Genomic DNA, 25681 nt, shown 5'->3' on the forward strand with positions numbered 1-25681 from the left:
TTATTGATTGCTATGCTGAGTTTGTCTTCATTGGCCATGGCGTCATGCGCCGTTGCATCGCAAGATCCAACGGCTCCGCTGAATTGGCAGCCCGCGGCAAAAAGTACACAAGCAAAAAAAGTTACACAATATCGCGTACCTAACTTACAGAGCATTGTTTGCCAAGGTGAAAAAGAGTGTATCGCGATTCTAAATGGCCAAGCACTGGCGCAAGGTGAACGAATCAATGGTTTCCAAGTGAAACAAGTGAGAGCGGATTACGTCACCGTCGCTCGAGGCAGTAAACAGTGGAAACTGGAGCTGTTTCCTCTAGAAGTAAAACAATAAGGTTAATGAGATCGTATGCGTAAACTCGTTTTAGCAATCACCATTGCTTCGTTAGTTGGCTGTTCTATGGGGCATCGCGACCCTATCGAGGCTAAAAACGCTTTAAATGAAGCTATCAATGAGTCCAATGGTCGCGCGCTGCAAGAGTTGCCTGCGTCTGTTGAAGCAGACCTAATGCCGGAGCTAGATAGCGATAGTCTCAGTAGCAGTGAGACGGTTAAGCGTTTCCGAATTAAAGCCAGCGGTGTTGACGCTCGGGCATTCTTCACTAGCTTGGTGAAAGGCACTGAGTTTAGCGTCGCGATTCACCCCGATGTGACGGGCAAGATCACGGTGAACTTGTCTGATGTTACTTTGGATGAGGTTTTGTCTGTCGTCAGCGATATGTATGGCTACGACATTCAAAAAACCGGTAAAGTCATTCAGGTTTACCCTGCGGGTCTACGTACGGTGACGATTCCGGTCGACTATTTGCAATTTAAACGCTCAGGCCGCTCATTAACCTCGATCACTACCGGTACGATTACTAATACCGACAGCGGTTCATCGAGTGATTCCGATTCATCTTCGTCTTCATCTTCTAGTACCAGTACCTCAAAAGGCGGTACTGAAATTGAAACTACCAGTGAAAGTGATTTCTGGCCGCAATTAGAACAGGCTGTTGATCAACTTATAGGTAGCGGTAAAGGTCAGTCAGTTGTCGTGACGCCGCAAGCAAGTGTGATTACCGTACGTGCTTTCCCGGATGAAATCCGCCAAGTCCGTGAGTTTTTAGGCATTTCTCAGCAGCGTATGCATCGCCAAGTGATTTTAGAAGCAAAAATTTTGGAAGTGACTTTGAGTGATGGTTATCAGCAAGGGATCAACTGGAATAAAGCTTTTACTTCAAATGGTACCGATTACTCGATCGGACAAGGTACGATAGTTAAAGATCCTAATGGTAATATTTTGCCGCAAATTCTACCGGGTTTGGATGCAATCGGTACTTTATTGGGTGGGCAAACCAATCTGGTTATTTCCAGTGGTAGCTTTGACGCAGTGCTGAATTTTATGGCGACTCAAGGCGATCTAAATGTGCTTTCCAGCCCGCGTGTTACAGCATCAAATAACCAAAAAGCGGTGATTAAGGTTGGTACAGATGAGTACTATGTAACTGATTTTTCGAGTGTTGTTGGTACTGCGGATAATTCAGAGCCTTCACCAGAGGTGGAATTGACACCATTTTTCTCTGGTATCTCATTGGATGTGACACCGCAAATTGACGATCAAGGTAATGTACTACTGCATGTTCACCCGGCAGTGATTGATGTCAAAGAGCAAGTCAAAGAGATTGGCTTTGGTGCCAATAGCTTAACACTGCCATTAGCTCAAAGTTCAATTCGCGAATCAGATTCAGTGATCCGCGCACAAGATGGTGATGTGGTGGTGATTGGTGGTTTGATGAAGTCGAACAGCATTGATCAAACGTCGAAAGTTCCATTCTTAGGAGACATCCCTGGCTTGGGGTATTTGTTCCGCAATACATCACAGCTGCAACAAAAAACAGAGCTGGTTATTTTGCTTAAACCGACGGTTGTTGGTGTCAATACGTGGCAAAAAGAGTTGGAACGCTCACGTGATTTGTTACAAGAGTGGTTCCCAGACCAACAGCAGTAATTCGCTATGTATTTAGAGCATTTTGGTTTTAACCAGTTGCCTTTTCATTTGACCCCAAATACTGAGTTGTTTTTGGGGTTAGCGCCTCATTATGAAGCGATTCAAACGGTCAATGCCGCGCTTAATATGGGGGAAGGGGTGATTAAAGTGACGGGTGAAGTGGGGACCGGCAAAACCATGGTTTGCCGCATGTTGGTCAATCATTTTGAGCCCCATATCCAATTGGTCTATTTGCCGAACCCAGTATTATCAGGTCATGAATTGCGCCAGTCTGTAGCGGCAGAGTTACTGGTTCATAGCCAGAATGCGGCTTCGATCGTGGATGATATCCAACATCGCTTGATTGAGTTAACCAAAGCGGGCAAGCAAGTGGTCGTTTTGGTTGATGAGGCGCAAGCGCTCAGTGATGATGCATTAGAAGTCTTGCGCTTATTTGGCAATTTAGAAACGGAACGACAAAAGCTATTACAAATCGTTTTGTTTGGTCAGCCTGAGTTGGATGAAAGGCTTGAGCAGCATCATTTAAGACAGTTTCGTCAACGCATTACGTTTAGCGCTAAACTCAGGCCACTTTCGATTGAAGAGACGGTTACCTACATTACGACCCGTATTGAAAAGGCGGGTGGCTGTTATGAGGTTTTCTCTCTGAGTCAAAAAAAGGCGCTCTGGCGTGCCAGTCGAGGGATACCTCGCTTGATAAACCAGCTTTGTCATAAAAGCTTGCTGCTGGCGAGCAGTCAAGGCGCGAGCACGATTAAACATTCACACTTACATGCAGCAGCGCATGATACGTTCGATGCTTGTAAGCCAAAGTATAAAAACCCAATGTGTTGGGGTTGGAGTTAGAGCATGAGTGCGATTAATAACGCGCTATCTGAGTTATCAAAGTCGCAAACGACGTCGATTAACGATATCGAGAGAGTTCAGGTTCAAACGATTAAGCAAAAACCAAGGTTGCCGTGGTTGATTGGTGGTTTCAGTTTGAGTTTAGCGGTTGGTGGCTGGGCAATTTCCTTACAAGCTCCAATTGAGCAAACTGCACTGACTAGTTCATCCGAACCGATTACTCAGCAAGCTCCGCTTTCTACTGCGGCGCTTGATGCGATCACCAATGTGCCTTCGCCAACCGCTAAAGTAACGCAAGCGAGTGAGGCGATTTATAGCGCTCCGGTGAAGGTTGAAGTCGCGGCAGTGAGTGAGCCAGCCGAGACTAATCCGGCTGCTATCCATGATGCGCCGCGAGCGGAAGTGAAGTTAAAAGCGGGCCAAGCGTCAGTGGTTGCTGAAAAAAATCTGCGAGCTCCTGAGGTTGAATCACCCATCGTCCAGTCCAATACCATTACCGCGCCACTTGCGGATGTCTCTGAGCAGTCACTCGATAATCACGTCATGAGTGAAACATCGCTGAATGAACAGCCGCTATCGTTGGCCAAAAACAGTCCAGAACAATTGAAACGTTCGGCGGCTGAACATTTTGTTGAGGAAGGTGCAATCGTTGTTGAGCAAGTGGAATTAACGCCAACGCAACTTTCATTTAAGGCTCAAGAGCGGGCTAAAAAAGCACTTGATGCCAATAATTTGGCTGAGGCAATTGCACAATATAATGATGCACTACGTTATACCCCACGAGATAGTAAAGTCCGTCAAACATTAGCGGCTTTGTATTATGGCAAAGGGGATGCGCGTAAGGCGGTTGATCTGCTGCAAAAAGGCATTGCGATCGATAACGATGATATGAACGTTCGTTTGGCGCTGTCGAAATTATTGCTTAAAGAGCAACAAAACGCGGCGGCATTAACCCCATTGGTTTATTTGCCTGCCAATCCAAGCCGTGATTACTTATCACTGCGTGCAGCATTAGCACAAAAGAATAATCAAGACCAATTGGCATTGGAAAGCTATCAACAATTAGTCACTATTGAGCCGGAAAACGGCCGCTGGTGGCTTGGCTATGCGATTCAGCAAGAGAGAGCGTTCGAGTTGCAAGGTGCTAAGCAAGCTTACCAGCAGGCACTGACTAAAGTGGGTGTCTCTAGCCAATCTCAGCAGTTCATTCGTGACCGTTTGAGTGTGTTAAACCGATTAGAGGAGCAGCCAAGTGCAGATTAAGTTACGTAAACGCCTCGGTGACTTGCTGGTTGAAGAAGGCATTATTAGTGAGCATCAAGTAGAGCAAGCACTGGCAGCACAGAAGGCGACTGGGCGTAAATTGGGGGCAACTCTGATTGATCTCGGCTTTTTGAGCGAGAAGCAGATGCTAACATTCCTCTCGCAACAGCTTGATTTGCCTTTGATTGATCTTAGCCGTATGAACGTCGATGTTGATGCGGTGCAGCTGCTGCCAGAGGTGCATGCTCGTCGACTAAGGGCGTTGGTGATCGGTCGTAACTTGGATACCTTACGAGTTGCAATGAGTGATCCTGCGGACTTGTTTGCTCAAGAGTCGCTGCTTTCTCAATTACCTCAATATTCGATTGAATTTGTTATCGCACCAGAGAATCAACTGGTTGATGGCTTTGATCGCTACTACCGCCGTACCAAAGAAATCGCATCATTTGCTGAGCAGTTGCAAGCTGAGCATCAAGTGACCGATGCGTTTGATTTCAGTATTGAAGATGAAGACAGCGATGAAGTGACAGTGGTAAAACTGATCAACTCATTGTTTGAAGATGCGATTCAAGTTGGAGCGTCGGATATCCATATTGAACCGGATTCCAATGTACTTCGCCTGCGTCAACGTATTGATGGTGTGTTGCATGAAACCCTGCTGAATGAGGTTAATGTCGCGCCGGCATTGGTATTGCGCCTTAAATTGATGGCGAACTTAGACATCTCCGAGAAACGTCTGCCACAGGATGGTCGCTTTAATATTAAAGCCAAAGGCCAGTCAGTTGATATTCGTATGTCGACCATGCCGGTGCAATACGGTGAGTCGGTGGTGATGCGTCTCCTTAATCAATCGTCTGGGGTGCGTAACCTCGATGAATCAGGTTTGCCGCCGGCGTTGCTTGAGCGCTTACGTCGCCAACTGCGTCGACCACACGGTATGATTTTGGTTACTGGCCCTACTGGCTCAGGTAAAACCACGACCTTATATGGTGCTTTGAGTGAATTGAATGAGCCGGGTAAGAAGATCATTACCGCGGAAGATCCGGTTGAATATCGTCTGCCTCGTATTAACCAAGTGCAGGTGAACAGCAAGATTAATTTAAACTTCTCCACCATACTGCGTACGTTCTTGCGTCAAGATCCCGATATCATCCTGATTGGTGAGATGCGTGATCAAGAAACGGTTGAGATTGGTTTGCGTGCGGCACTAACTGGTCACCTAGTGTTAAGTACACTGCACACCAACGATGCCGTTGATAGCGCACTGCGTATGATGGATATGGGCGCTCCAGGATACCTAGTCGCGAGTGCGGTTCGTGCCGTCGTCGCACAGCGTCTAGTACGTAAAGTCTGTCCTGATTGTAAAACTGACCATCATGTTGATGATGGGGCGCGTCAGTGGTTGATGCAACGTTTCCCAAATCAAGTTGAGGCTAAGTTTGTTCGTGGCCGAGGTTGTCAGAACTGTAACTTAACTGGCTATCGTGGCCGAATTGGTGTGTTTGAAATTCTAGAATTAGAGCAAGATATGATGGATGCTCTGCGCGCTAATGACGCCGTAGGCTTTGCGCAAATTGCCCGTCGTTCCGAAAACTATAAACCGTTACTTGCTTCGGCAATGGAATTGGCGCTGCAAGGTGTGGTGAGCTTTGACGAGGTCATGAACCTTGGTGAAGGTGACTCAACAGGTAGCGTTCAAGCTATCTACTTGTAGGGAACGCTATGGCACAGTTTCATTATCAAGGACGTACTCTCGACGGCAATAAAGTGTCGGGTAATATTGATGCGGGTACGGCGGAGTTGGCTGCCGAAGCGTTGATGGCAAAAGGGGTCATTCCGACACAGCTGCGTGAAGGCAAAAAAGCGTCAGGGTTTAATATCGATTTAAAAGCCCTGCTTACCCCTGCAGTACCACTGGATATTTTGGTGATCTTCTGTCGCCAGATGTACAGCTTGACCAAAGCTGGCGTGCCACTGATGCGCGCGATGAAAGGGTTGACGCAAAACTGTTCCAATAAGCAGCTCAAAGAGGCCTTGGAAGAGGTCACCAATGAGCTAACCAATGGGCGTAGCCTTTCAGCATCCATGCAAATGCATCCAGAAGTTTTTAGCCCTCTGTTTGTCTCCATGCTCAGCGTCGGTGAAAATACGGGTCGCTTGGATGACGCATTACTGCAATTGGCCAATTATTACGAGCAAGAGTTAGAAACCCGTAAGCGAATCAAAACCGCGATGCGTTATCCAACCTTTGTGATTAGCTTTATTTTATTGGCGATGTTCATTTTGAACGTCAAAGTGATCCCGCAGTTTACGAGTATGTTTAGTCGCTTTGGCGTTGATCTTCCTCTTCCTACGCGTATTTTAATTGCAACCTCGGATTTTTTCGTTAATTACTGGGCACTGATGGTCGCGATGATCTTTGGTGGTTTATTCGCTTTTCGCACTTGGCTACAGACCGCAGAAGGACGTGAGAAGTGGGATAAGATCCGCCTGAGAATGCCCGTCGTGGGTGGGGTGGTTAACCGAGCGCAGTTAGCGCGTTTTTCGCGTACCTTTGCTTTGATGTTACAAGCGGGTGTGCCGTTAAACCAGTCGTTGTCATTATCTGCTGAAGCTTTAGGGAATAAATACTTAGAAGCGCGTCTAATGGAAATGAAATCATCCATAGAAGCGGGTGGCTCCATCTCTAATACAGCGATTGCGACGGGGATCTTTACGCCACTGGTGATTCAGATGCTCTCTGTGGGTGAAGAGACCGGGCGTATTGATGAGCTATTGATTGAAGTAGCCGACTTTTACGATCGAGAAGTCGACTACGACTTAAAAACGCTCACCGCGCGTATTGAGCCACTATTGTTGGTTGTTGTCGCCGGTATGGTTTTGATTTTGGCGCTGGGTATCTTTTTGCCTATGTGGGGAATGCTGGATGCCATCAAAGGGTAATTTACTCGCCAATCTTGAACGTTCCAGATGGGTGATTTGGTTGGTGGTTTTGTTGGTTATCTTGCTGACTTTTACGATAGCATGGAAAAAAGTGGAGCGAGAGGCCAGTGATACGGCATTAGTGGTTGCGAGTAAGCGTATATTGGAAAGAGCTAATTATTATAAGCAGCAGTGGCTATTGTCGGGTCAGCCAAAGCGGTTGAGTATTGAAGGTGACTCATTGTCTTTTACTCATAATGGTTGGGTTATTCCGCAGAAAACGCCACATAAAACCGACTGTCGCTATTGGTTGGAGGTACTTTACCCTGAAAGGAAGGTTTTAGAATCTTTACCTACGAAAATTACCGATAATTCAAGTGCGTTAGCTTTTGCATGTCACTATTCATATAGCAATGAACATGCGATATATGTCGAACTAAAGAATAATAAGTTTAGCGTAAGCGTCAGCTTTTCGTCAGAATAAGTTTTTTGACGCTCGTTGAGTTACTTTGTTACAAAAAAAGCGTATAATACGCCATACCAAAAAGCGAGTTGAGATGATTATGAACAATAAACAAACTGGTTTCTCATTAGTTGAGCTTGTCGTGGTGATTGTTGTAGTCGGATTATTGGCGGTTGCCGCATTACCTCGTTTTTTAGATGTAACCGATGAGGCGAAAAAAGCCAGCATTGAAGGTGTTGCGGGCGGTTTTGCTACAGGTGTTCTCTCTGCTCGTGCGCAGTGGGAAGCCGAAGCGCGTCCTTCGATTACTGAAAATAATCAAAAGCAAAACTTCGTTAATTACGATGGCGTCGATTTTTGGTTAACTCGCTCAGAATCTGCTGATGGTAAAGAGACAGGCTTCCGCGATGGTTACCCAATTACGGTTAAGGACGGAAATACAGATTTTCCGACCAATGTATCAGAATCAACCTGCATATTATTGATGGAGAACTTGCTTCAGAATCCTCCTCAAGTTGATACTGTTCAAAATGCTGAAGCTAATAAAAACATTAAGTATTCCGCTCAAGCGGGTGACTCTGGCGACTCTTGTATTTATATCCAGCGAGAAGGCGGCACTGCACATCAATTTGAGTATGAAATCAAAACCGGTCGTGTGACCGTAACCCTGCAGTAGTACTGCTAATAATTTTAAAATAGAGAGATTGATACTATGAAAAGACAAGGTGGTTTCACCCTTATCGAACTAGTGGTGGTGATTGTTATTCTAGGTATTCTAGCAGTCACTGCAGCACCACGTTTTCTTAACCTACAAGGCGATGCACGTAATGCGTCACTAGAAGGTCTAAAAGGAGCAATGGCTGGTGCAACGGGTATTGTTTACGGTCGCGCAGCTATTAATGGTGTTGAAGGTGAAACTGATTCATCTATTTCTGGAGCAGCCGGTCAAGCAGATATTGATACTGTTAACGGCTACCCAGAAGCATCTCAAACTGGTATCGGTCGTGCTGTTGTAGGTTTAGCTGATGCTGATGGTGATTGGGATGTGGTTTCTAGTGCTACTGGTGTAATTAGTTATACATTTGCTGGTGATGATGCGACAAATGCAACGAATTGTTTTGTGCGTTATACAATGCTGACTACGGACGCTGAACCAACAATTGCTGTTGTAGACTGTAATTAAGCAGTTTTAATTTTAAAAGGCCAGTCTAGCTGGCCTTTTTTACGCCGCTCTCAAAGTTTCCGTAAAATCACCGCATTTTTAATCCCTTACGGTATACTGCTAAAGTTTATTTCTGATTGACGAAGGTTGAATGAAAACTCGCAAAGGATTGGGGTTTACCTTGGTCGAATTGATCGTCGTGATCATCCTATTGGCCATCATTTCTGCGTATGCTGCTAGCCGTTATATCGGCGTGGGCAGTTTTTCTGCATTCGCCATTCAAGATTCTGTCATCTCGGTTGCCCGTCAAGTGCAGCTTAATCGCATGCAATCCAATACCAGTGCTTTAAATGATAGTTTTGTGCTATCAATATCTTCGTCTTGTATTGGCTCAAAACAGTCCTGTACGAGTCCCAGTGACAGTCGTAGTGATTGGGTCAGTGATGACAGTGTGAGCTTCTCAGCTACCCCCAACATTAATGCTATTGAGTTTGATTTGCTGGGCAACCCACAAGGCAGTGCTAGTGCTGGGGTCGCGATTACAATTCAAGCCAGCAATAGTCGCGCTGTTGTTTCTGTTTGCCCTAATGGCCTGATTTCTACCTCGGGGTGTTTCTAATGAAGACATCTCATGGTTTTACCTTAATAGAAAGCATTGTTGTAATGGTCGTGATGGCGATTGCCATGGTCACTATTACCAGCTTTTTAGTCCCTCAATTTACTCGTTCTGCTGATTTTCATTATCAGTCGCGAGCCTCTGCGCTCGGTCATGGCTTGATGACGCAGATTCTAGCGCGCAGCTTTGATCAGCATAGTACGCAATTAGGTGGTGTTGTTCGGTGCTCTTCTAGTGATACTGACTCAGAGCTATGCAGCGGTATCTCGGGAGCTTCATCATCGTTGGGGCCAGATGGTGAAATACCATCAACGTTTAACGATGTCGATGATTTTATCGGCTGTTGGACGACATCTGCAGTGACAAGCAGTTGTCCTAACAACCTCTATGATTTGATTTCCGCTGGAGAGGAGAGCGCTTATCATAATTTCGAGGTCAATATTGCGGTCAATTACTTTGTTAATACGCCAGATAAAATGCTCAAACAGATCACTCTAGAGATAAAAGCTGGCCAGCAGCCGGCACTTGAGTTTATTGCTTATCGGGGGAATTACTGATGTTTCGCCGTGGATTTACTTTAATTGAGATGGTTCTCACTTTGTTGGTGAGTAGCATTTTGGTACTTGGCATTGCTGGTTTTATCGAGTTAGGCGTGACAGGCTATGCTGATAGCGTGGATCGCCAAAGACTGCAGACTCAAGCGAAATTTGTATTAGAAAAAATGACACGTGAAGTTCGCCATGCCGTACCGAACATTTTTATCTCTGGAGGCAATTGTTTTTCTTTCTACCCGATCGTTGACTCTGGATTTTATGTTGTATCAGGTGGCGACATTAATTTTATTGTCGGTGATCCTGATGCCAGTGTGGCGACCTTAAAAGATAAATATTTACTGATTCACCCTTCTCAAAGCTTAGCTGCTGGACAAAACCTGGCTGTTCTAACCAATAGCTTTCCCTTGACCACTATGGTTGAACATGCCAGTTCCGGTGCGGCGGGTTCTACTTTTTCTTTGCCTGATCGAGCGAAGGATTTGGTGGGGGGCTCCGTTAGCCAACGCCAATATATCACCGATATAAATCGACAGATTTCCTATTGCATTATCGGTGATCGCGTTGTCCGTGGTGAGGGGGATGGCAGTTTGCCGTTAACCACTCAACCTTTAACGGATCATGACTCGGCACTAGTGACGGGTACACTCAGTTACACACCAGCAACGGTACAGCATAATGGTGTGGTGCATATCGACTTAAACTTTACGCAAAACGATGAATCAACTCGATTCCAACAAGATGTGCAGGTGCTCAATGTTCCTTAATCAACGCAGGCAAAGTGGAAGTTTATACATTGTGGTGATTTTCGTCTTGGTCGTGATGGGCTTTTTAGCCACTACCTTGAGCCGAATTCAGTGGTCTAATGCTGACACTCAAACCAAAGAAGTGCTAGGTACGCAGGCGTGGTTGTTAGCACAATCAGTCAATGAAGATGCCTTAACGATAATTTATCCCTTGCAGAGTGAAAGTAGTGCGATTGCAACTCATTGTGCCACGCTCGATGTTTCTGCTCTGGTTGATGTTGATGATAAGTTTATTAGCGCACAGAACTGCGCACTTGTAGAGGCAAGCTGTACACCTGCAGGTAGGTTGGCGCAAGTCGATTACTTTAGGTTGGTTGCTCGTGTGAGCTGTGGCTCAGGCAAAAGTGTAGTGGAACGAGCGGAAGAAATTTGGGTGAGGGAATAAGCCATGAAAATATTATTGCGATTGTTTGTTGTGATGCTTGGGTTTATTGCTAATGCTGCTTTTGCTCAGTTTGAGTTTGGTGTCATTGATGGCAAAAATTGTCACACCACCTCTTGTACGATTGTTTTTACTAAGTCTTACAAAGAAGTTCCGGTGGTATTTGTTATGTCTTCGATTGATAAGAATGATATCGCAAATGCGGGCCCTGCGATCGCCACGCTTGAATCGGTCTCTTTAACTCAAGCTAAGATTAAACAGCGTAATGTGTTTAATACTCAAAAACAGATTATGGATCCGATTTATTACGTTGTGGCTGAGCCGGGTATTTGGGCGCCAGATCCTAACCAACCCAATAAAGTGGTGGAAGTGGGGCGATTAACGACGTCTCAGTATCAGCGACAAGGGAATAGGAGCGGAGAAAGTTGGGATTCACATTCTTATAGCATTAGCTTAGATGGGCGTGATCCGGTCGTGTTGGCACAAGTTCAGCCTGACGCGAGTAAAACATTCTGGGTAACGGCGGCGATTCATCGACCTGACAATAGTGGTTTTCGTTTTGCGCTAGATTTTGGCCGTCAGGCATTACCATCATTACCAGAACGCTCCAGAGAGGTCGGTTATTTAGTGGCACCAAGTTTCACTGGGGTGACCGCTGATAACATTGATTTTTCGTTTGTGAAATCACCCGTAACCTATAGCCAGAAAAATGGATTGGCAGGCTTAATTGAGTCATGCAGAGATACTAAGATTGATTTACCACAGAGTTATCATGACTATGGTGTTATAGCGAAGAAGCAAACTCGCAATGGTGGCGATGGTGGATGGGTTCGTGCATGTGATTTAAGTGCTGATAATCACTTTACTTTGACCTTGGAAGAAGATCATACCAATCGCAGCCATCCTGTTCCCGAAGAGCTAGCTTATTTTGTCTATGGGTCGCCTAAAATAGACCTTTGTGAGTACTTTCCAAGTTCTTTGCAAAATAATAATTATCATCAAGGAAAACCGTTCGGTGGTACCATTAGTGCGAATGGTAACGAGACAAAAATATATTTACCGAATCTAGACCCTTTGTCTTACCAATCTATTAATTTTTCGGGAAAAAATAGTGGTTGTATCTATGATGGAACGAACACGGAAGCGTGTATTCTTGATCCATCGTTGACCTTTCCTGATTTTCCTCCAGCCCTACAATCATTTAGCCATGGTTCGCAAAAATTCACCTGCTCTAAAGGCAACTGCGTGATTACTCCAGGGCGTTATTCGGAAGTAGAGATTGACGATAATGCGACATTAACATTTCTTAATGGTGAGTATTGGATCGAAGAGCTCGAGTTAGAGAACAGCGCGAGTCTAAAGACAAAAGGGCAAGTATTTATCCATTACCAAAAGTTTGAGGTAGATGGTAATAATGTAAACATGAATGCGCATGGTGACTATGAAGATTTAGTTCTTATTGGTCATGGCAATTCTTCCCATTTGGCAACGAATAAAAACTCCTTAACCATGAGAGCGCTATGGTATGTAGACTCTTCAAGTGCGATTTCAATTCAAGGTAATGGCTTTGAGTTTGAAGGCTCTATTTCAGCACAACAAATTTTGATCACGAGTAATAACCATATTATTGATGCCAAGCCACCAAGTCAGTGTTATGTATCAGATGGTCGCTATGAGTTAATTGTTACTCCGCCAAGAGATAGTGGTTTGCTATGTGGTGATGAAAAGCCGACATTCACTATTAGCACCAAAAAAGATGGTGTTCCTATATTGGAAGGCGTCACGGTTGATCTTTATTACCAACAAGTTGGCGATGCGCCGTATTTGAAAGCGACGGTGATTGATAATATCGGTAGTGCAATCTCAGATACGCAATTTTTAACCAATGGTGTGGGTAAATTAAAGTTAGAAATATCCACCTCCAACCCAAATAAAACGAAATTGAATTCTGATTACACACTGAAAGTGAAGATGAATCAGGACCGACGTAATATCGTTTATCGAAATTTCCAATTTTACCCATTTGAGTTCTCAATTGATGACATTAGTGTCATTGCAGGCGAGTCCACTGCCATATCTGCCAGTGTGTATACCTGCGATAAGAACAATAAGCCACAAATTGCGACCCAATATCAAGGTAAGCCCAAGGTTAGCTATGAGTTGGTAACGCCAAGTGCTTCGATTGGGGGGAGCAAAGGAACATTAGCATACGAGCCTCAATTCCGTAATGGTCAATCCAACTCACCTTTGATTATCAGTGAAAGTGGACAATTTGTTGTTACCTTAAAGGACGATGAGTTTGACTGTTCTGGTTTGAATAACTGTCCAGTGGGGGGAGAAGGCGTGCTAAGTGGCGATTTTGAATTGAAATCTCGCCCTTACAAAATTGCGATTTGTGATGTTAAAGAAAGTGATGACAATAGCAATCTTAATCCAGCCACAACGACGGAAGATTTTGGCTTTATGGCCGCAGGTCGACCATTTTTAGCTACATTCATTCCTATTGTTCACCCAGATTCAAAGGGGGCTGCTCAAGATGAATGTGTTTATCCGGTGACGAGCAACTATGCACTAGATAACGGCCCAATAGAGGTTGGTTATAACCTTGCTTATCCGACTCTGGGCGAAATAGGTGTTATTACTCCGTCAGTGGTTCCTGCTTTTTCTCCGGCGAGTCCATCACCGCTAACAGTACAATATTGGTGGGATGAAGTAGGTACAATTGAATTTAAAACCTCGGCAATTTATATGGGAGAGAGCCTCGTTGACGATCGGCAAAATATCGGTCGTTTCTACCCGAGTCATTTTGCTATTAGCGAGTCGACTTGGACTGCTCCAGCGAATCAAAATGGTATAACCTATTTGAGCCAGCCGTTTGAATCGGCTGCGATTAAGGTCGCAGCATTTGCTTATGGACAGACCGACCCAGTCAAAAACTATCATTTGTTTAATAGCGACCTTCAAGCGACATTCAGTGAAAAACAAGACAGTCGTGTAGGCAATGAGTTGGATCTTGATATACCAGCAGGAAGTTGGCAGAAGCATACGGGAGCATCTTACTGGGTGCTTGATGATGATACGGCAAGCGTGAATCGGATTAGTACGGTTAGTGGTTCAACCATTACTAGTAAAGAAAATGGCCCATTTAATATTGATATTGCTACTGACCCCTTATCAACCAGCACTGATTTTGGCTTAAATATTGTAGAAGCACATGATCCAGCCTCTTTTGATGCCGATAATGCGGTTGCCGAACAGGCGTTCTCTTACCAGCCATCGTTGCGTTTTGGTCGTATGACTCTTGGTAGCTCCGGCGGTCAGTCAGGCAAAGAGCTTTCCGTTCCACTGCGAGTGGAATACTGGAACGGTTCACAATTTACACTCAGTACTGATGACAGCCGCTCTGAGTTAAATTCTTCTGCAAGCTATGTGTGCAAGCAAACAATGTGGAGTGAAGGTTTAGCATCAGACTCTCAGTTGAGTGGCGCAGCGAGTTCGACAAGTGTCACTGATGGTGAATTCGATAAATTAACAGCCAAAGCCGACAGCGATGATGACTCTATTCGTGAGCAAATACGTTTTTGGCTTCGATTGGATGATACAGTGGCGACGGGGCATACTTCTCCTCAAGTATCTCGTTCTGGTGTGACTTGTGGCATGAACAGTACAGCACAACCTTGGCTTCAATATAACTGGAGTGGGTTAGGGGATGAAGATCCTTCCACGGTGGCGACTTTCGGGATCTTCCGTGGTAACGATAAGATCATTTTCCGTGGTGAATCTGACCTGATAGGCCTCTAGCGATTGTCAAAAATCTGCGTTAAGTAAGGAAACTGTTAGAAATTGCGGGTTTCACTCCATCTTTATTAGACAATGCCTTGCTGTGATGGCAAGGCATTGGTACATTTAAACCAATTTTTTATCTTCTAATTCTTTCAGGACGAGCGAAGAATATGTTCAAAAAACTTCGTGGCATTTTTTCGAATGACCTTTCAATCGATTTAGGCACAGCTAACACCCTTATTTATGTTAAAGGACAAGGTATTGTTCTTGACGAACCTTCAGTCGTTGCTATTCGACAAGACCGTAACCGCGTAGGCAAAAGTGTTGCTGCCGTCGGTCATGCTGCAAAACAGATGCTAGGCCGTACGCCTGGTAATATTTCAGCGATTCGTCCAATGAAAGACGGTGTTATTGCCGACTTCTACGTGACTGAAAAAATGCTGCAGCACTTTATCAAACAAGTGCATGACAACAGCGTCTTAAAACCAAGCCCTCGCGTGCTGGTTTGTGTGCCATGTGGCTCAACGCAAGTTGAGCGTCGTGCGATTCGTGAATCTGCGCTAGGTGCAGGTGCTCGCGAAGTTTACCTCATTGATGAGCCAATGGCGGCAGCGATTGGTGCTGGCCTACGTGTTTCTGAGCCAACAGGTTCGATGGTGGTCGATATCGGTGGTGGTACGACTGAAGTTGCGGTTATCTCACTAAACGGTGTGGTTTACTCATCTTCTGTACGCATCGGTGGTGACCGTTTTGATGAAGCGATCATCAACTACGTGCGTCGTAACTACGGTAGCTTGATTGGTGAAGCGACTGCTGAAAAAATCAAACATGAAATCGGTTCAGCTTACCCTGGTGATGAAGTCGAAGAGATCGAAGTTCGCGGCCGTAACCTTGCAGAAGGTGTACCACGTAGCTTTAGTCTAAACTCAAACGAGATCTTAGAAGCGCTGCAAGAGCCGCTAACTGGTATCGTTTCTGCGGTGATGGTTGCTCTAGAGCAATGTCCACCAGAGCTTGCTTCTGATATCTCAGAGAACGGTATGGTATTGACAGGCGGCGGTGCGCTACTGAAAGATATCGATCGCCTTTTGACTGAAGAGACGGGTATTCCAGTGGTTATCGCAGAAGACCCACTAACGTGTGTGGCTCGTGGTGGCGGTAAAGCATTAGAAATGATCGACATGCATGGTGGCGATCTCTTTAGCGAAGAATAATCGCTGATGCCCAAGCGTGGCTTGGGCAAAATAAGAAAGATTAAAGGAACTCAGAATCAATGAAGCCTATTTTTGGCCGAGGACCTTCACTTCAATTACGCTTATTTTTCGCCGTGATTTTATCAGCCAGCCTTATGCTGGCTGATAGTCGTTTAGGCGCTTTCGCTCAAGTACGCTATCTATTGAATAGTATAGTGGCTCCGATCCAGTATATGGCGGATGTACCACGTACTATGTTTGATGGCCTCTATGAGCGCTTTAATGCTCGTCAAGACGTGATGGAAAGTAACCGTACTTTAAAACGTGAAGTGCTGCGTCTTAAAAACGATGTATTGCTGCTAGATCAATACCGAGAAGAAAACCAACGTCTACGCAAGCTGCTTGGTTCATCATTCGTCCGTGATGAACGTAAGATGGTTGCAGAAGTAATGGCGGTCGATACCTCACCTTATCGTCATCAAGTGGTGATTGATAAAGGCCTAATTGATGGTGTTTATGTTGGTCAGCCGGTGGCTAATGAAAAAGGCATCGTTGGTCAAGTGACCTTTGTTTCTGCGCACAACAGCCGTGTGTTGCTGCTCACCGATTCTAATAGTGCTATTCCGGTACAAGTGATCCGCAACGATATTCGCGTGATCGCCTCTGGTAACAGCAAGGTGGATACCATCCATCTTGATCACATTCCAATTAGTACCGATATTCAGCAAGGTGATCTGTTAGTGACGTCAGGACTTGGCGGCGTTTACCCTGAAGGATACCCAGTGGCGTATATCGCCAATGTTGAACGTGATAGCCATCGAGAGTTTGCCCTGATTGAAGCCGATCCGGTGGTTGATTTTGACCGTCTGCGCTATTTGCTTCTGATTTGGCCAAGTGATTCTCGCCAAGAAAAAGTACAACAAGCGGATCCAAATAACATGGCTGAGGTAAGCGCGAATGGCGAGTAGTTTATTTAGAGGCAAGATGGTGATCATTGCCTCCTTCATTATCGCGCTGACCTTACAAACCATTCCTTGGCCGGGTGTATTGGATGTATTGCGTCCCTCTTGGTTATTACTGGTGACTTGTTATTGGGTGCTGGCGCTACCGCATCGTGTTAACGTGGGGACGGCATTAATTCTAGGTTTGCTTTGGGATCTATTGCTGGGTTCTACCCTTGGTATTCGTGGCATGATGATGGCGATCCTGATCTACATTGTCGCACTGAATTTCCTCGTGATACGTAATATGGCGCTGTGGCAGCAAGCGATGGTGATTGGTTTATTGTCAATCGCGTTAGAAGTGATGATCTTTTTTGGTGAATACCTGATCCAAGATATCGCTTTTAATCCAATGTCACTGTGGGCGGGTTTGATTAACTGTATTTTGTGGCCGTGGATGTTCCTATTAATGCGTCGTGTTAGACGCCGCTGGCATGTGAGGTAAGCATGAGTCATTTAGTTTTAGCGTCAGGTTCTCCGCGTCGTAAAGAGCTACTCACCCAGTTGGGATATCCATTCTCAGTGATTTGCACCGATGTAGAAGAGGTGCGCCAAGCAAATGAAACTGCGCAGCAGTATGTATCTCGCTTATCATTAGATAAAGCCATGGCAGGAGTGGCAAGCGCTCCTGCAGAATCTGTTGTGATAGGGTCAGATACTATCGTGGTATGCGATCAGAGTGTGCTGGAGAAGCCGTCTGATCTTGCGCATGCCAAACAAATGTTATTACAGCTATCAGGACGAGCACATCAAGTGATGACGGCCGTCACGGTAGCAACCAAACAGCAGCAAGAGACGGTCGTCGTGACCACTGATGTATGGTTTAAGCCTTTGTCCGAACTAGAAATTGAACAATATTGGCAAAGTGGCGAACCATGCGATAAAGCGGGCAGTTATGCGATCCAAGGATTGGGAGGACGATTTGTTACTCGAATCGAAGGCAGTTATCACGCCGTAGTTGGCCTGCCATTGTTTGAAACGGACCAGCTCTTGCACAAATTTTTATAATTTACATTGAGGTGCGCTCATGAGTGCAGAGTTGTTGATCAACGTGACTCCAAGCGAGACTCGCGTAGCGATGATCGAAGGTGGAGTACTACAAGAAGTTCATGTCGAACGAGAAGCCAAACGCGGTATTGTCGGCAATATTTATAAAGGCAAAGTCAGTCGAGTTTTGCCTGGTATGCAAGCTGCTTTCGTCGATATCGGTTTAGATAAAGCGGCATTTTTGCACGCCTCAGATATCGTCCCTCATACCGAATGTGTGGCGGAAAACGAAAAGAAACAATTCCAAGTTCGCGATATTTCAGAGTTGGTTCGTCAAGGCCAAGATATCGTGGTGCAAGTGGTTAAAGATCCGCTCGGAACCAAAGGCGCTCGCCTGACCACTGACATTACCCTGCCTTCACGCTACTTAGTCTTCATGCCAGGCGCAAGCCATGTGGGCGTATCCCAGCGCATTGAAAGTGAGAAAGAGCGTGACCGCCTGAAAAAAGTTGTCGCACACTACTGCGATGAAGATGGCGGTTTTATTATCCGTACCGCAGCAGAAGGTGCCGATGAACAAGAGCTAGGACAAGATGCCGCTTTTCTAAAGCGTTTGTGGTCTAAGGTCAAAGAGCGTCGTAGTAAATACAAAACTCGTGCAACCTTGTATGGTGAACTTGGCCTATCACAGCGCATTTTACGTGATTTTGTTGGCACGGAACTGACTAAAATTCTTGTCGATTCACGTCTGGAATTTGAAAACCTAAAAGAATTCACCTCAGAGTATGTGCCAGAGCTAACGGAAAAGTTAGAGCTGTATGAAGGCGATAAGCCGATCTTTGATATGTACGATACCGAGAATGAAATTCAGCGCTCACTTGATCGTAAGGTAGAGTTGAAATCGGGTGGTTACTTGATCATTGATCAAACGGAAGCGATGACAACGGTTGATATTAATACCGGTGCTTTTGTTGGCCGTCGTAATCTTGAAGAGACCATTTTTAATACCAACGTAGAGGCGACTCAGGCGATTGCTCGTCAACTGCGTTTACGTAATTTGGGTGGCATCATCATTATCGATTTTATTGATATGTTGTCGGAAGACCATCGCAAACGAGTGGTGGTTTCTTTGGAGAACGCATTAAATAAAGATCGCGTTAAAACCAACATCAATGGTTTTACCAACTTAGGCTTGGTTGAGATGACGCGTAAAAGAACGCGTGAAAGCATTGAACATGTATTGTGTTCAACCTGTCCAACCTGTGAAGGTCGCGGTAGCGTTAAAACAGTCGAGTCAGTCTGTTACGAAATTCTGCGTGAAATTACGCGTGTAAACCGTGCCTACGATGCTGATAAGTTTGTTGTTTACGCTTCACCAAAGGTAGCCGAAACGCTGCAGGGTGAAGAATCACACGCGTTGGCTGAGTTAGAAGTCTTTATTGGTAAACAAGTGAAAATTCAAGCAGAACCGCTCTATATCCAAGAGCAATTTGACGTTGTGATGATGTAGCGGGACGATTGTGAGCAAAACCGTAAACCGTATAGCACGAGCGTTACTTTGGATGTGTGTGACCGTATTGGCAACGTTAGCCATTGCGGTCACCGCATTGCGAATTACTTTACCGCAGTTAAACCATTTTCAAACACAGATCCAGACTTGGGTAAACCAAGGCAGCGGGCTGGACTTCGAAATTGGTGAAATCAGCGGTTTTTGGCGCAATACCCACCCTTCTATTGCACTGTCGAATGTTCGGGCTAAAACGCCCGAAGGCAGTGGTATCGATTTTTCAGCGCAAACGGTTGAAGTTGAATTCGACCTATTCCAGTCTCTGTTCCAGTTAGAGCCAGTGATTGCTGACCTTAATATCCACGATCTCAACTTAGATGTTCGCGCTATTCAGTGGGAAAACACGGAGCAAAGCCGACAACTTTCACCAAAAGGCGAACAGAAAAGTGTCATTGAACAACTCGATAAGTTATTGCTGAGACAGTTAGATAAATTTGCACTGAAAGACTCGACCGTACAGTTTATGTCGGTGAATGGTGAAGAGCGCCAACTGGATATTGAAAACCTTAAATGGAAAAATGAAGGCCGTTACCACGCAGTTGAAGGTGAGGTGACGATTGCAGAGACGCAGCTCAACTCGCTGGATGTGATAGGCAACTTCGTTGATCACGGTTCATTGGTTGATGTCACTGGTGAATTTTATCTTTCAGCCGAAAATGTTCTGATCACGCCATGGTTAACGGGGTATCTACAGCATGAAACAGGGATTGAAAAAGGTCAGGTTAGTTTAAATAGTTGGCTAACGCTTAATCGCAGTAAGCCGACGAGCGCTTATGTGGAAGTGTTGCCATCAGAATTAGTCTGGCAAGAAGGTGGACGTCATGAATTGATGTTCGAATCTGGTGTTTTTGTTCTGGAACCAAGTGATGAGGGTTGGCAAGTAAATGCTCACTCACTAAAACTGCGAACCGATGATAACTCTTGGCCTGAATTGGATGTTGCCTTTAATTGGCAAGAGGATAAGTGGCGTTTAAATATTTCCCAACTGGATATTGCTGCGATCGCCCCGTTAGTGAAGTTGGCGCCGGATTCAGATTCTCTCACGCAAACTCTAGAGCAATTAAAACTGGGTGGAGAGCTTGAAGATATCCGTGTTGCGATGGGGAAAGAGTTAGAGTCACTAACGTATTCAGCCAAACTCGCGCAAGGTAAGGTCCAGCAATGGCAATTGGTTCCTGGCATTAATCATCTCGAAGCAGATGTGAGTGGTGACTATCATCAGGCACGCGCAAAGCTAAGTGTTATTGATGACCAACTCCCTTATGGCGATGTATTCCAAGCACCATTAAGAATCAAGCAAGCCGAAATTGATATGGTTTGGCAAAACCTTGGCCCACAAGGTTGGCGTTTATGGGCGGATAAAATTACGGCTGCCACACCTGATTTACAAGTACTCGGCGCATTTAGACTCGATTTTCCTACAGGGAAAAGTCCATTTCTATCATTGTATGCAGAGGCAGATGTATTTAATGCCGGTGAAACATGGCGATATCTGCCTGCACCTGCGTTAGGTGCTGAGCTAACCGATTACCTCTCAACCGCGATTCAAGGTGGTAAAGCTAAGACCGCTAAGGTGCTTTGGTATGGCGAACTAGCAGAGTTTCCTTACCAAAAAAACGACGGTATGTTCCAAGTCTGGGTGGAAGTTGAGCAAGGTAAATTCAGTTTTGATACTGGTTGGCCTGCGGTGACCGATTTGCAACTCGATTTGTTGTTTCAAAATGAAGCGATGCATCTTGATTCCCATAGTGCCAAGTTGATGGGCGTAAGCGCGACTCGTATTACGGGGCGTATTCCTGATCTTGCTGAAAATGGTCATATTGAAATTGAAGCATCGGCTAATGGTCAAGGTAATGCGGTACGCGATTACATGATGGCCTCTCCGCTGGTGGACTCTGTTGGCGCTGCACTGACGACTATTCAGGTTGATGGGTTAGTGAGCTCTGAATTCAAATTGATCGTCCCTTTTTCTGATTATGATACTCGCGCTTGGGGTTATGCTGATCTTAAAAATAATCACGTCACGATTGATACGCCGCCAATGCAATTAGAAACGGTATCGGGACGAATTGAATTCGATAATGATGTGGTAAAAGCGGCGGGCTTATCGGCTCAGTTACTAGCTCAACCAGTTTCGATTGACTTTAATGGTGAAAATGAAGGCAGCGGCTACCGTGTCGGTATTGATGTCTTGGGCGATTGGGATGTGAAACCATTAGCGCCATACGTTGGTGCGCAATGGCTAGCGCCTGTCACAGGTCATTTGCCTTGGCAAACCAATGTCGATATACAGCTCAACGATGTTGGCTTCACTTATCAAGTCGATGCCAGCGCCGATTTACAGATGTTAGCGAGTACTTACCCTTATCCACTTAATCGACAAGTCGGTCAGCAAGGAAAGGCTCACTTGCAAGCGTCAGGTAACCAAGAATCGATTACTGCGCGCTTGCAGTTACCTGATTTTAAATATCAAACCGAAATTGATATTCGTCCACAAACTCCCGTATTGACCGCGAGCAATATGGTGTTGGGAAAAGGCAGTTTTAAAATCAGCCCGATAGTAGGCCACGATCTGCAAGTACGAGCGACGCAATTTGATCTTGATGCGTGGCTGGCGGCATTGAGTCAACCAGCACCGAGAAATCAGTCTGTATTGGCACAATTAAACACACCCACCATACCGAGCCCTGAGCGAATTGATCTTAATGTTGATGAACTCAAGTTGGCGGAAATTGATTGGAATGATGTGGCGTTTAACGCAAAGCGTAAAAACCTTGGTTGGCACATGAACCTTTCTAGTCAAGAGGCGAAAGGAGAAGCAAGCTATATTGAACCGTATGATCTCTCAGTAAAACTTGAGCGTTTGCACGTGTTTATTCCTATGCTTGAAGAAGAGAGTTTTAAAGGTAAGCGCTTATTTGAAGCGGAAGACCAAAGCTCCCCGTTGATTTCGGCGTTTGATCGTAGCTTCCATCAGAAAGTACCTAACATAACGCTCGCGATCGATGATTTGTGGGTACAAGGGTACAAGTTGGGTACCGCTCATCTTGATCTGCAACGTCAAGGTAATCGCTTGGAGTGGAAAAAACTGTCGCTAGAAAGTGGCAGCAGTAAAGTTGATATGCATGGTTCGTGGTTATTGGACGGCGAACAAAGTCATACTCAATTTGATCTATCAGTGGCTGGCGATAATAACAGTGAAGTGATGGAGCGTTTTGGTATATCGTCTGGGATTCAAAAAGCCCCTTATGATATTACCGCCAAGTTAGAGTGGAATGGTGCACCATGGTCAATGAAGGTCAGCTCCCTATCTGGCGAGGTAAACTCAAAGCTGGGTAAGGGCATGATTTCCGATGTCAGTGGTGCGGCGAAATTATTGGGCTTGTTTAGCTTAGATTCAATTATTCGTAAAATGCAGCTCGATTTTAGTGATGTATTTGATGATGGGATGGCGTTTAACTCGATTACTGGCAGTGGTGAGATTAAGAACGGTATTTTCCTCACTAATAACATCAAGATGGATGCGATTGCGGGTGAGATGACCATCAAAGGCCTCGCTAATTTAAATAATCGCACTGTTGATGCGGAAGTGAATTTTGTGCCTGACATTACCTCGGGCATTCCGGTACTGACCGCTTTTGCTGTCACACCACAAACGGCGCTCTATGTGTTAGCGATCACGACGGTCATTGCCCCTGTGGTTGAGGTGTTTACTCAGGTGGACTATGAAGTTAAAGGGCCATTGGATGCACCTGTCGTAAAAGAGCTTTCACGTAGTAAAGGCGAGTTTGAGTTACCGAAAAAACTGCGCGATGCGGTGAAGTAAAAGTGACGCTGATATAGCAAGGAGAACTCATGGATCGAGTTGGACTTATACAAATGACCTCAGGGCCAGATCCGCAAGCGAATCTGGCCTACATTGAACAACAAGTGGCTGCCTTAGCTGAGCAAGGTGCTACTTGGGTTATTACGCCTGAAAACGCAGTGGTGTTTGGTTCTCGTAGCGACTATCACTATTTTGCGGAGCCGTTAAATCAAGGGCCAATTCAGGCTCAAATTGCTCAAATGGCTCGTCGTTATCGGCTTTGGATTGTGATGGGCAGTTTGCCGATTCAACGCGAACATGGCGTGTCGACCACTTTACTGGTGTTTAATAGTGATGGTGAGCTGGTGAGCCATTACGATAAGCTGCATATGTTTGATGTTGATGTTGCAGACAGTCATCAGCGCTATCGGGAATCAGAAACTTTCGCAGCGGGCAGTGAAATCGTCACTATCGAAACACCTTTTGCCCACCTTGGTCTGACGATTTGCTATGATGTGCGCTTCCCGCCGTTATTTAGCGAATTGGCTAAGCGTGGTGCTAACGTCATTGTGGTACCAGCGGCTTTTACGGCTGTAACCGGACGACCCCATTGGCAACCATTACTCACCGCACGCGCAATTGAAACCCAGTCATGGGTCGTAGCGGTTAACCAGACTGGAGTCCATCAAGGCGGACGACAAACATGGGGACATTCAATGGTGATCTCTCCATGGGGCGAAATTTTTGCCAGCTTAGATGAAATGCCAGGTAACTTATTGGTTGAGCTGGATTTACAAGCAGTACATGAGATTAGAGCGGCGATGCCGGTGTTGACGCATAGTCGCTTTACTAATCAAATTAAAAACTAAGAGTGAAATATGACAATTAATCACGTAGAAGATGCGCTACTCAAGCCAGGCGGTCTGACCGAACAAGACATCGCTAATACATTAGAGAGCATTGCCACTCGTCAAATTGACTACGCTGATATCTATTTTCAGTCCAGTTGGCATGAGTCTTTGGTGCTGGAAGATAGCATCATTAAAGATGGTTCGTTCAATATTGATTGTGGTTTGGGCGTACGCGCCGTAACGGGTGAGAAAACCGGTTTCGCTTACTCTGACCAAATCCAACTGGATGGTTTAAAGCAGAGTGCAATCGCTGCTCGCGGTATTGCTCAACAAGGTCAAAACGGCAAGGTTCAAGCTTTTAAGCGTTTTGACAATCAGGCGTATTACGCAGCTGTAAACCCATTGAACTGCTGGGAAAAAGAGAAGAAAACTGCATTGCTGAAAGAGCTCGACGCTTATATCCGCACTAAAGAGCCCTTGATTGAAGAAGTGTCAATTAGCCTAAGCGGTTTGCATGAGCAAATGCTGGTGGCGGCAACCGATGGTACTTACGCTGGCGATGTGCGTCCATTAGTGCGCTTGTCGATCACGGTATTAGCGCAAAAAGGCGATCGCCGTGAACGTGGTAGTTCAGGTGGTGGTGGCCGATTCAACTATGACTACTTCCTCACGAGCATCGAAGGTCAAAATGTTGCCTACCAATACGCTGATGAAGCGATTCGTATGGCATTGGTTAACCTCGAAGCGGATGCAGCACCAGCTGGTACAATGCCAGTAGTATTGGGTTCTGGTTGGCCAGGTGTCCTACTGCACGAAGCGGTGGGTCATGGTTTAGAAGGTGACTTTAACCGTAAAGAATCGTCCGTTTTTAGTGGTCGTATTGGCGAGAAAGTGACATCAAACCTGTGCACTATTGTCGATGATGGTACGTTAAAAGATCTGCGTGGCTCATTGAATGTCGATGATGAAGGTGTCGCGGGCCAGTACAACACCTTAATTGAAAATGGTGTGCTGAAAGGTTACATGCAAGATAAGTTGAATGCTCGTTTGATGGGTGTTGCCCCAACGGGCAATGGTCGTCGCGAATCTTACGCGCATTTACCAATGCCACGTATGACCAATACTTACATGCTACCGGGTCAACATACGCCTGAAGAGATCATATCAACCGTGAAGAAAGGTCTATACGCGCCAAACTTTGGTGGTGGTCAGGTTGATATCACATCTGGTAAGTTTGTTTTCTCGACCTCGGAAGCTTACCTGATTGAAAATGGTAAGATCACTCGACCAGTGAAAGGTGCAACCTTAATTGGCTCTGGTCTTGAAGCGATGCAGCAAGTCTCGATGGTGGGTAATGATCTTAGTATCGATCGCGGTGTTGGTATCTGTGGCAAAGCTGGTCAAAGTGTCCCTGTTGGTGTGGGTCAACCAACCTTGAAGCTAGATTCAATCACCGTTGGCGGTACAGAATAAAACGAACAGCAGAACGCTTCGTTTCGA

General features: G+C 45.5%; 22 protein-coding genes. All 22 read left to right on the top strand.

The annotated features are described in order from the left end of the window. Positions 1 to 3: 3 nt before the first annotated feature. Entirely contained in the window at positions 4 to 327 is a 324-nt protein-coding gene (locus RH86_RS07845; protein WP_038219438.1) for a hypothetical protein, read from the top strand. Positions 328 to 342: 15 nt separating this feature from the next. Beyond that, entirely contained in the window at positions 343 to 1983 is a 1641-nt protein-coding gene (gene mshL, locus RH86_RS07850) for a pilus (MSHA type) biogenesis protein MshL (RefSeq protein ID WP_009385823.1), read from the top strand. Between the two features lie 6 nt (positions 1984 to 1989). Next, positions 1990 to 2829, top strand: coding sequence for an ExeA family protein (locus tag RH86_RS07855; protein ID WP_009385824.1), 840 nt, complete (start codon positions 1990 to 1992; stop codon positions 2827 to 2829). Positions 2830 to 2832: 3 nt separating this feature from the next. Further along, positions 2833 to 4092, top strand: a complete 1260-nt coding sequence (locus RH86_RS07860) for a tetratricopeptide repeat protein (protein ID WP_009385825.1) — start codon at positions 2833 to 2835, stop codon at positions 4090 to 4092. Beyond that, entirely contained in the window at positions 4082 to 5806 is a 1725-nt protein-coding gene (locus tag RH86_RS07865) for a GspE/PulE family protein (RefSeq protein WP_009385826.1), read from the top strand. The genes RH86_RS07860 and RH86_RS07865 overlap by 11 nt, the downstream gene beginning before the upstream one ends. An 8-nt stretch (positions 5807 to 5814) precedes the next feature. Continuing rightward, positions 5815 to 7035 (top strand): type II secretion system F family protein, encoded by a 1221-nt coding sequence (locus RH86_RS07870; protein ID WP_009385827.1) that lies wholly within the window; start codon positions 5815 to 5817, stop codon positions 7033 to 7035. Beyond that, positions 7019 to 7498 carry a hypothetical protein gene (locus tag RH86_RS07875; protein ID WP_009385828.1) on the top strand — a complete coding sequence of 160 codons (480 nt, stop codon included), beginning with the start codon at positions 7019 to 7021 and terminating at the stop codon, positions 7496 to 7498. The genes RH86_RS07870 and RH86_RS07875 overlap by 17 nt, the downstream gene beginning before the upstream one ends. 79 nt (positions 7499 to 7577) lie before the next feature. Beyond that, positions 7578 to 8153 carry a prepilin-type N-terminal cleavage/methylation domain-containing protein gene (locus RH86_RS07880; RefSeq protein WP_038219440.1) on the top strand — a complete coding sequence of 192 codons (576 nt, stop codon included), beginning with the start codon at positions 7578 to 7580 and terminating at the stop codon, positions 8151 to 8153. Between the two features lie 36 nt (positions 8154 to 8189). Beyond that, on the top strand, positions 8190 to 8660 hold the full coding sequence (locus RH86_RS07885) for a prepilin-type N-terminal cleavage/methylation domain-containing protein (RefSeq protein ID WP_009385830.1): 471 nt from the start codon (positions 8190 to 8192) through the stop codon (positions 8658 to 8660). 130 nt (positions 8661 to 8790) lie between these two features. Continuing rightward, positions 8791 to 9258: a prepilin-type N-terminal cleavage/methylation domain-containing protein gene (locus tag RH86_RS07890; protein ID WP_009385831.1), complete on the top strand. Its 468-nt coding sequence runs from the start codon at positions 8791 to 8793 to the stop codon at positions 9256 to 9258. Further along, on the top strand, positions 9258 to 9812 hold the full coding sequence (locus tag RH86_RS07895) for a prepilin-type N-terminal cleavage/methylation domain-containing protein (RefSeq protein ID WP_009385832.1): 555 nt from the start codon (positions 9258 to 9260) through the stop codon (positions 9810 to 9812). Before RH86_RS07890 ends, RH86_RS07895 begins: the two co-directional genes overlap by 1 nt. Then, positions 9812 to 10573 carry a type II secretion system protein J gene (locus RH86_RS07900; RefSeq protein ID WP_009385833.1) on the top strand — a complete coding sequence of 254 codons (762 nt, stop codon included), beginning with the start codon at positions 9812 to 9814 and terminating at the stop codon, positions 10571 to 10573. The genes RH86_RS07895 and RH86_RS07900 overlap by 1 nt, the downstream gene beginning before the upstream one ends. Then, entirely contained in the window at positions 10563 to 10997 is a 435-nt protein-coding gene (locus RH86_RS07905; RefSeq protein WP_009385834.1) for a hypothetical protein, read from the top strand. Before RH86_RS07900 ends, RH86_RS07905 begins: the two co-directional genes overlap by 11 nt. A gap of 3 nt (positions 10998 to 11000) precedes the next feature. Beyond that, positions 11001 to 14795, top strand: coding sequence for a DUF6701 domain-containing protein (locus tag RH86_RS07910; RefSeq protein WP_009385835.1), 3795 nt, complete (start codon positions 11001 to 11003; stop codon positions 14793 to 14795). Between the two features lie 152 nt (positions 14796 to 14947). Next, positions 14948 to 15991 (top strand): rod shape-determining protein, encoded by a 1044-nt coding sequence (locus RH86_RS07915; protein WP_005593107.1) that lies wholly within the window; start codon positions 14948 to 14950, stop codon positions 15989 to 15991. 59 nt (positions 15992 to 16050) lie between these two features. Then, entirely contained in the window at positions 16051 to 16938 is an 888-nt protein-coding gene (gene mreC, locus RH86_RS07920; protein ID WP_005593109.1) for a rod shape-determining protein MreC, read from the top strand. Further along, complete coding sequence (mreD, locus tag RH86_RS07925) at positions 16928 to 17416, top strand: rod shape-determining protein MreD (protein ID WP_005593111.1); 489 nt, start codon at positions 16928 to 16930, stop codon at positions 17414 to 17416. Before mreC ends, mreD begins: the two co-directional genes overlap by 11 nt. 2 nt (positions 17417 to 17418) lie before the next feature. Then, positions 17419 to 17979, top strand: coding sequence for a Maf family protein (locus tag RH86_RS07930; RefSeq protein WP_009385836.1), 561 nt, complete (start codon positions 17419 to 17421; stop codon positions 17977 to 17979). A gap of 19 nt (positions 17980 to 17998) precedes the next feature. Continuing rightward, a complete protein-coding gene (gene rng, locus RH86_RS07935; protein ID WP_005593115.1) occupies positions 17999 to 19468 on the top strand; it encodes a ribonuclease G in 1470 nt (489 codons plus the stop codon). Positions 19469 to 19478: 10 nt separating this feature from the next. Then, positions 19479 to 23351: a YhdP family protein gene (locus RH86_RS07940; RefSeq protein ID WP_083823366.1), complete on the top strand. Its 3873-nt coding sequence runs from the start codon at positions 19479 to 19481 to the stop codon at positions 23349 to 23351. Positions 23352 to 23380: 29 nt separating this feature from the next. Further along, positions 23381 to 24199, top strand: coding sequence for a carbon-nitrogen hydrolase family protein (locus RH86_RS07945; protein WP_009385838.1), 819 nt, complete (start codon positions 23381 to 23383; stop codon positions 24197 to 24199). Positions 24200 to 24208: 9 nt separating this feature from the next. Next, complete coding sequence (gene tldD / locus RH86_RS07950) at positions 24209 to 25654, top strand: metalloprotease TldD (RefSeq protein WP_009385839.1); 1446 nt, start codon at positions 24209 to 24211, stop codon at positions 25652 to 25654. Positions 25655 to 25681 lie beyond the last annotated feature (27 nt).

It is taken from the genome of Vibrio sp. N418 (assembly GCF_000222565.1).
GTDB lineage: Bacteria > Pseudomonadota > Gammaproteobacteria > Enterobacterales > Vibrionaceae > Vibrio > Vibrio scophthalmi.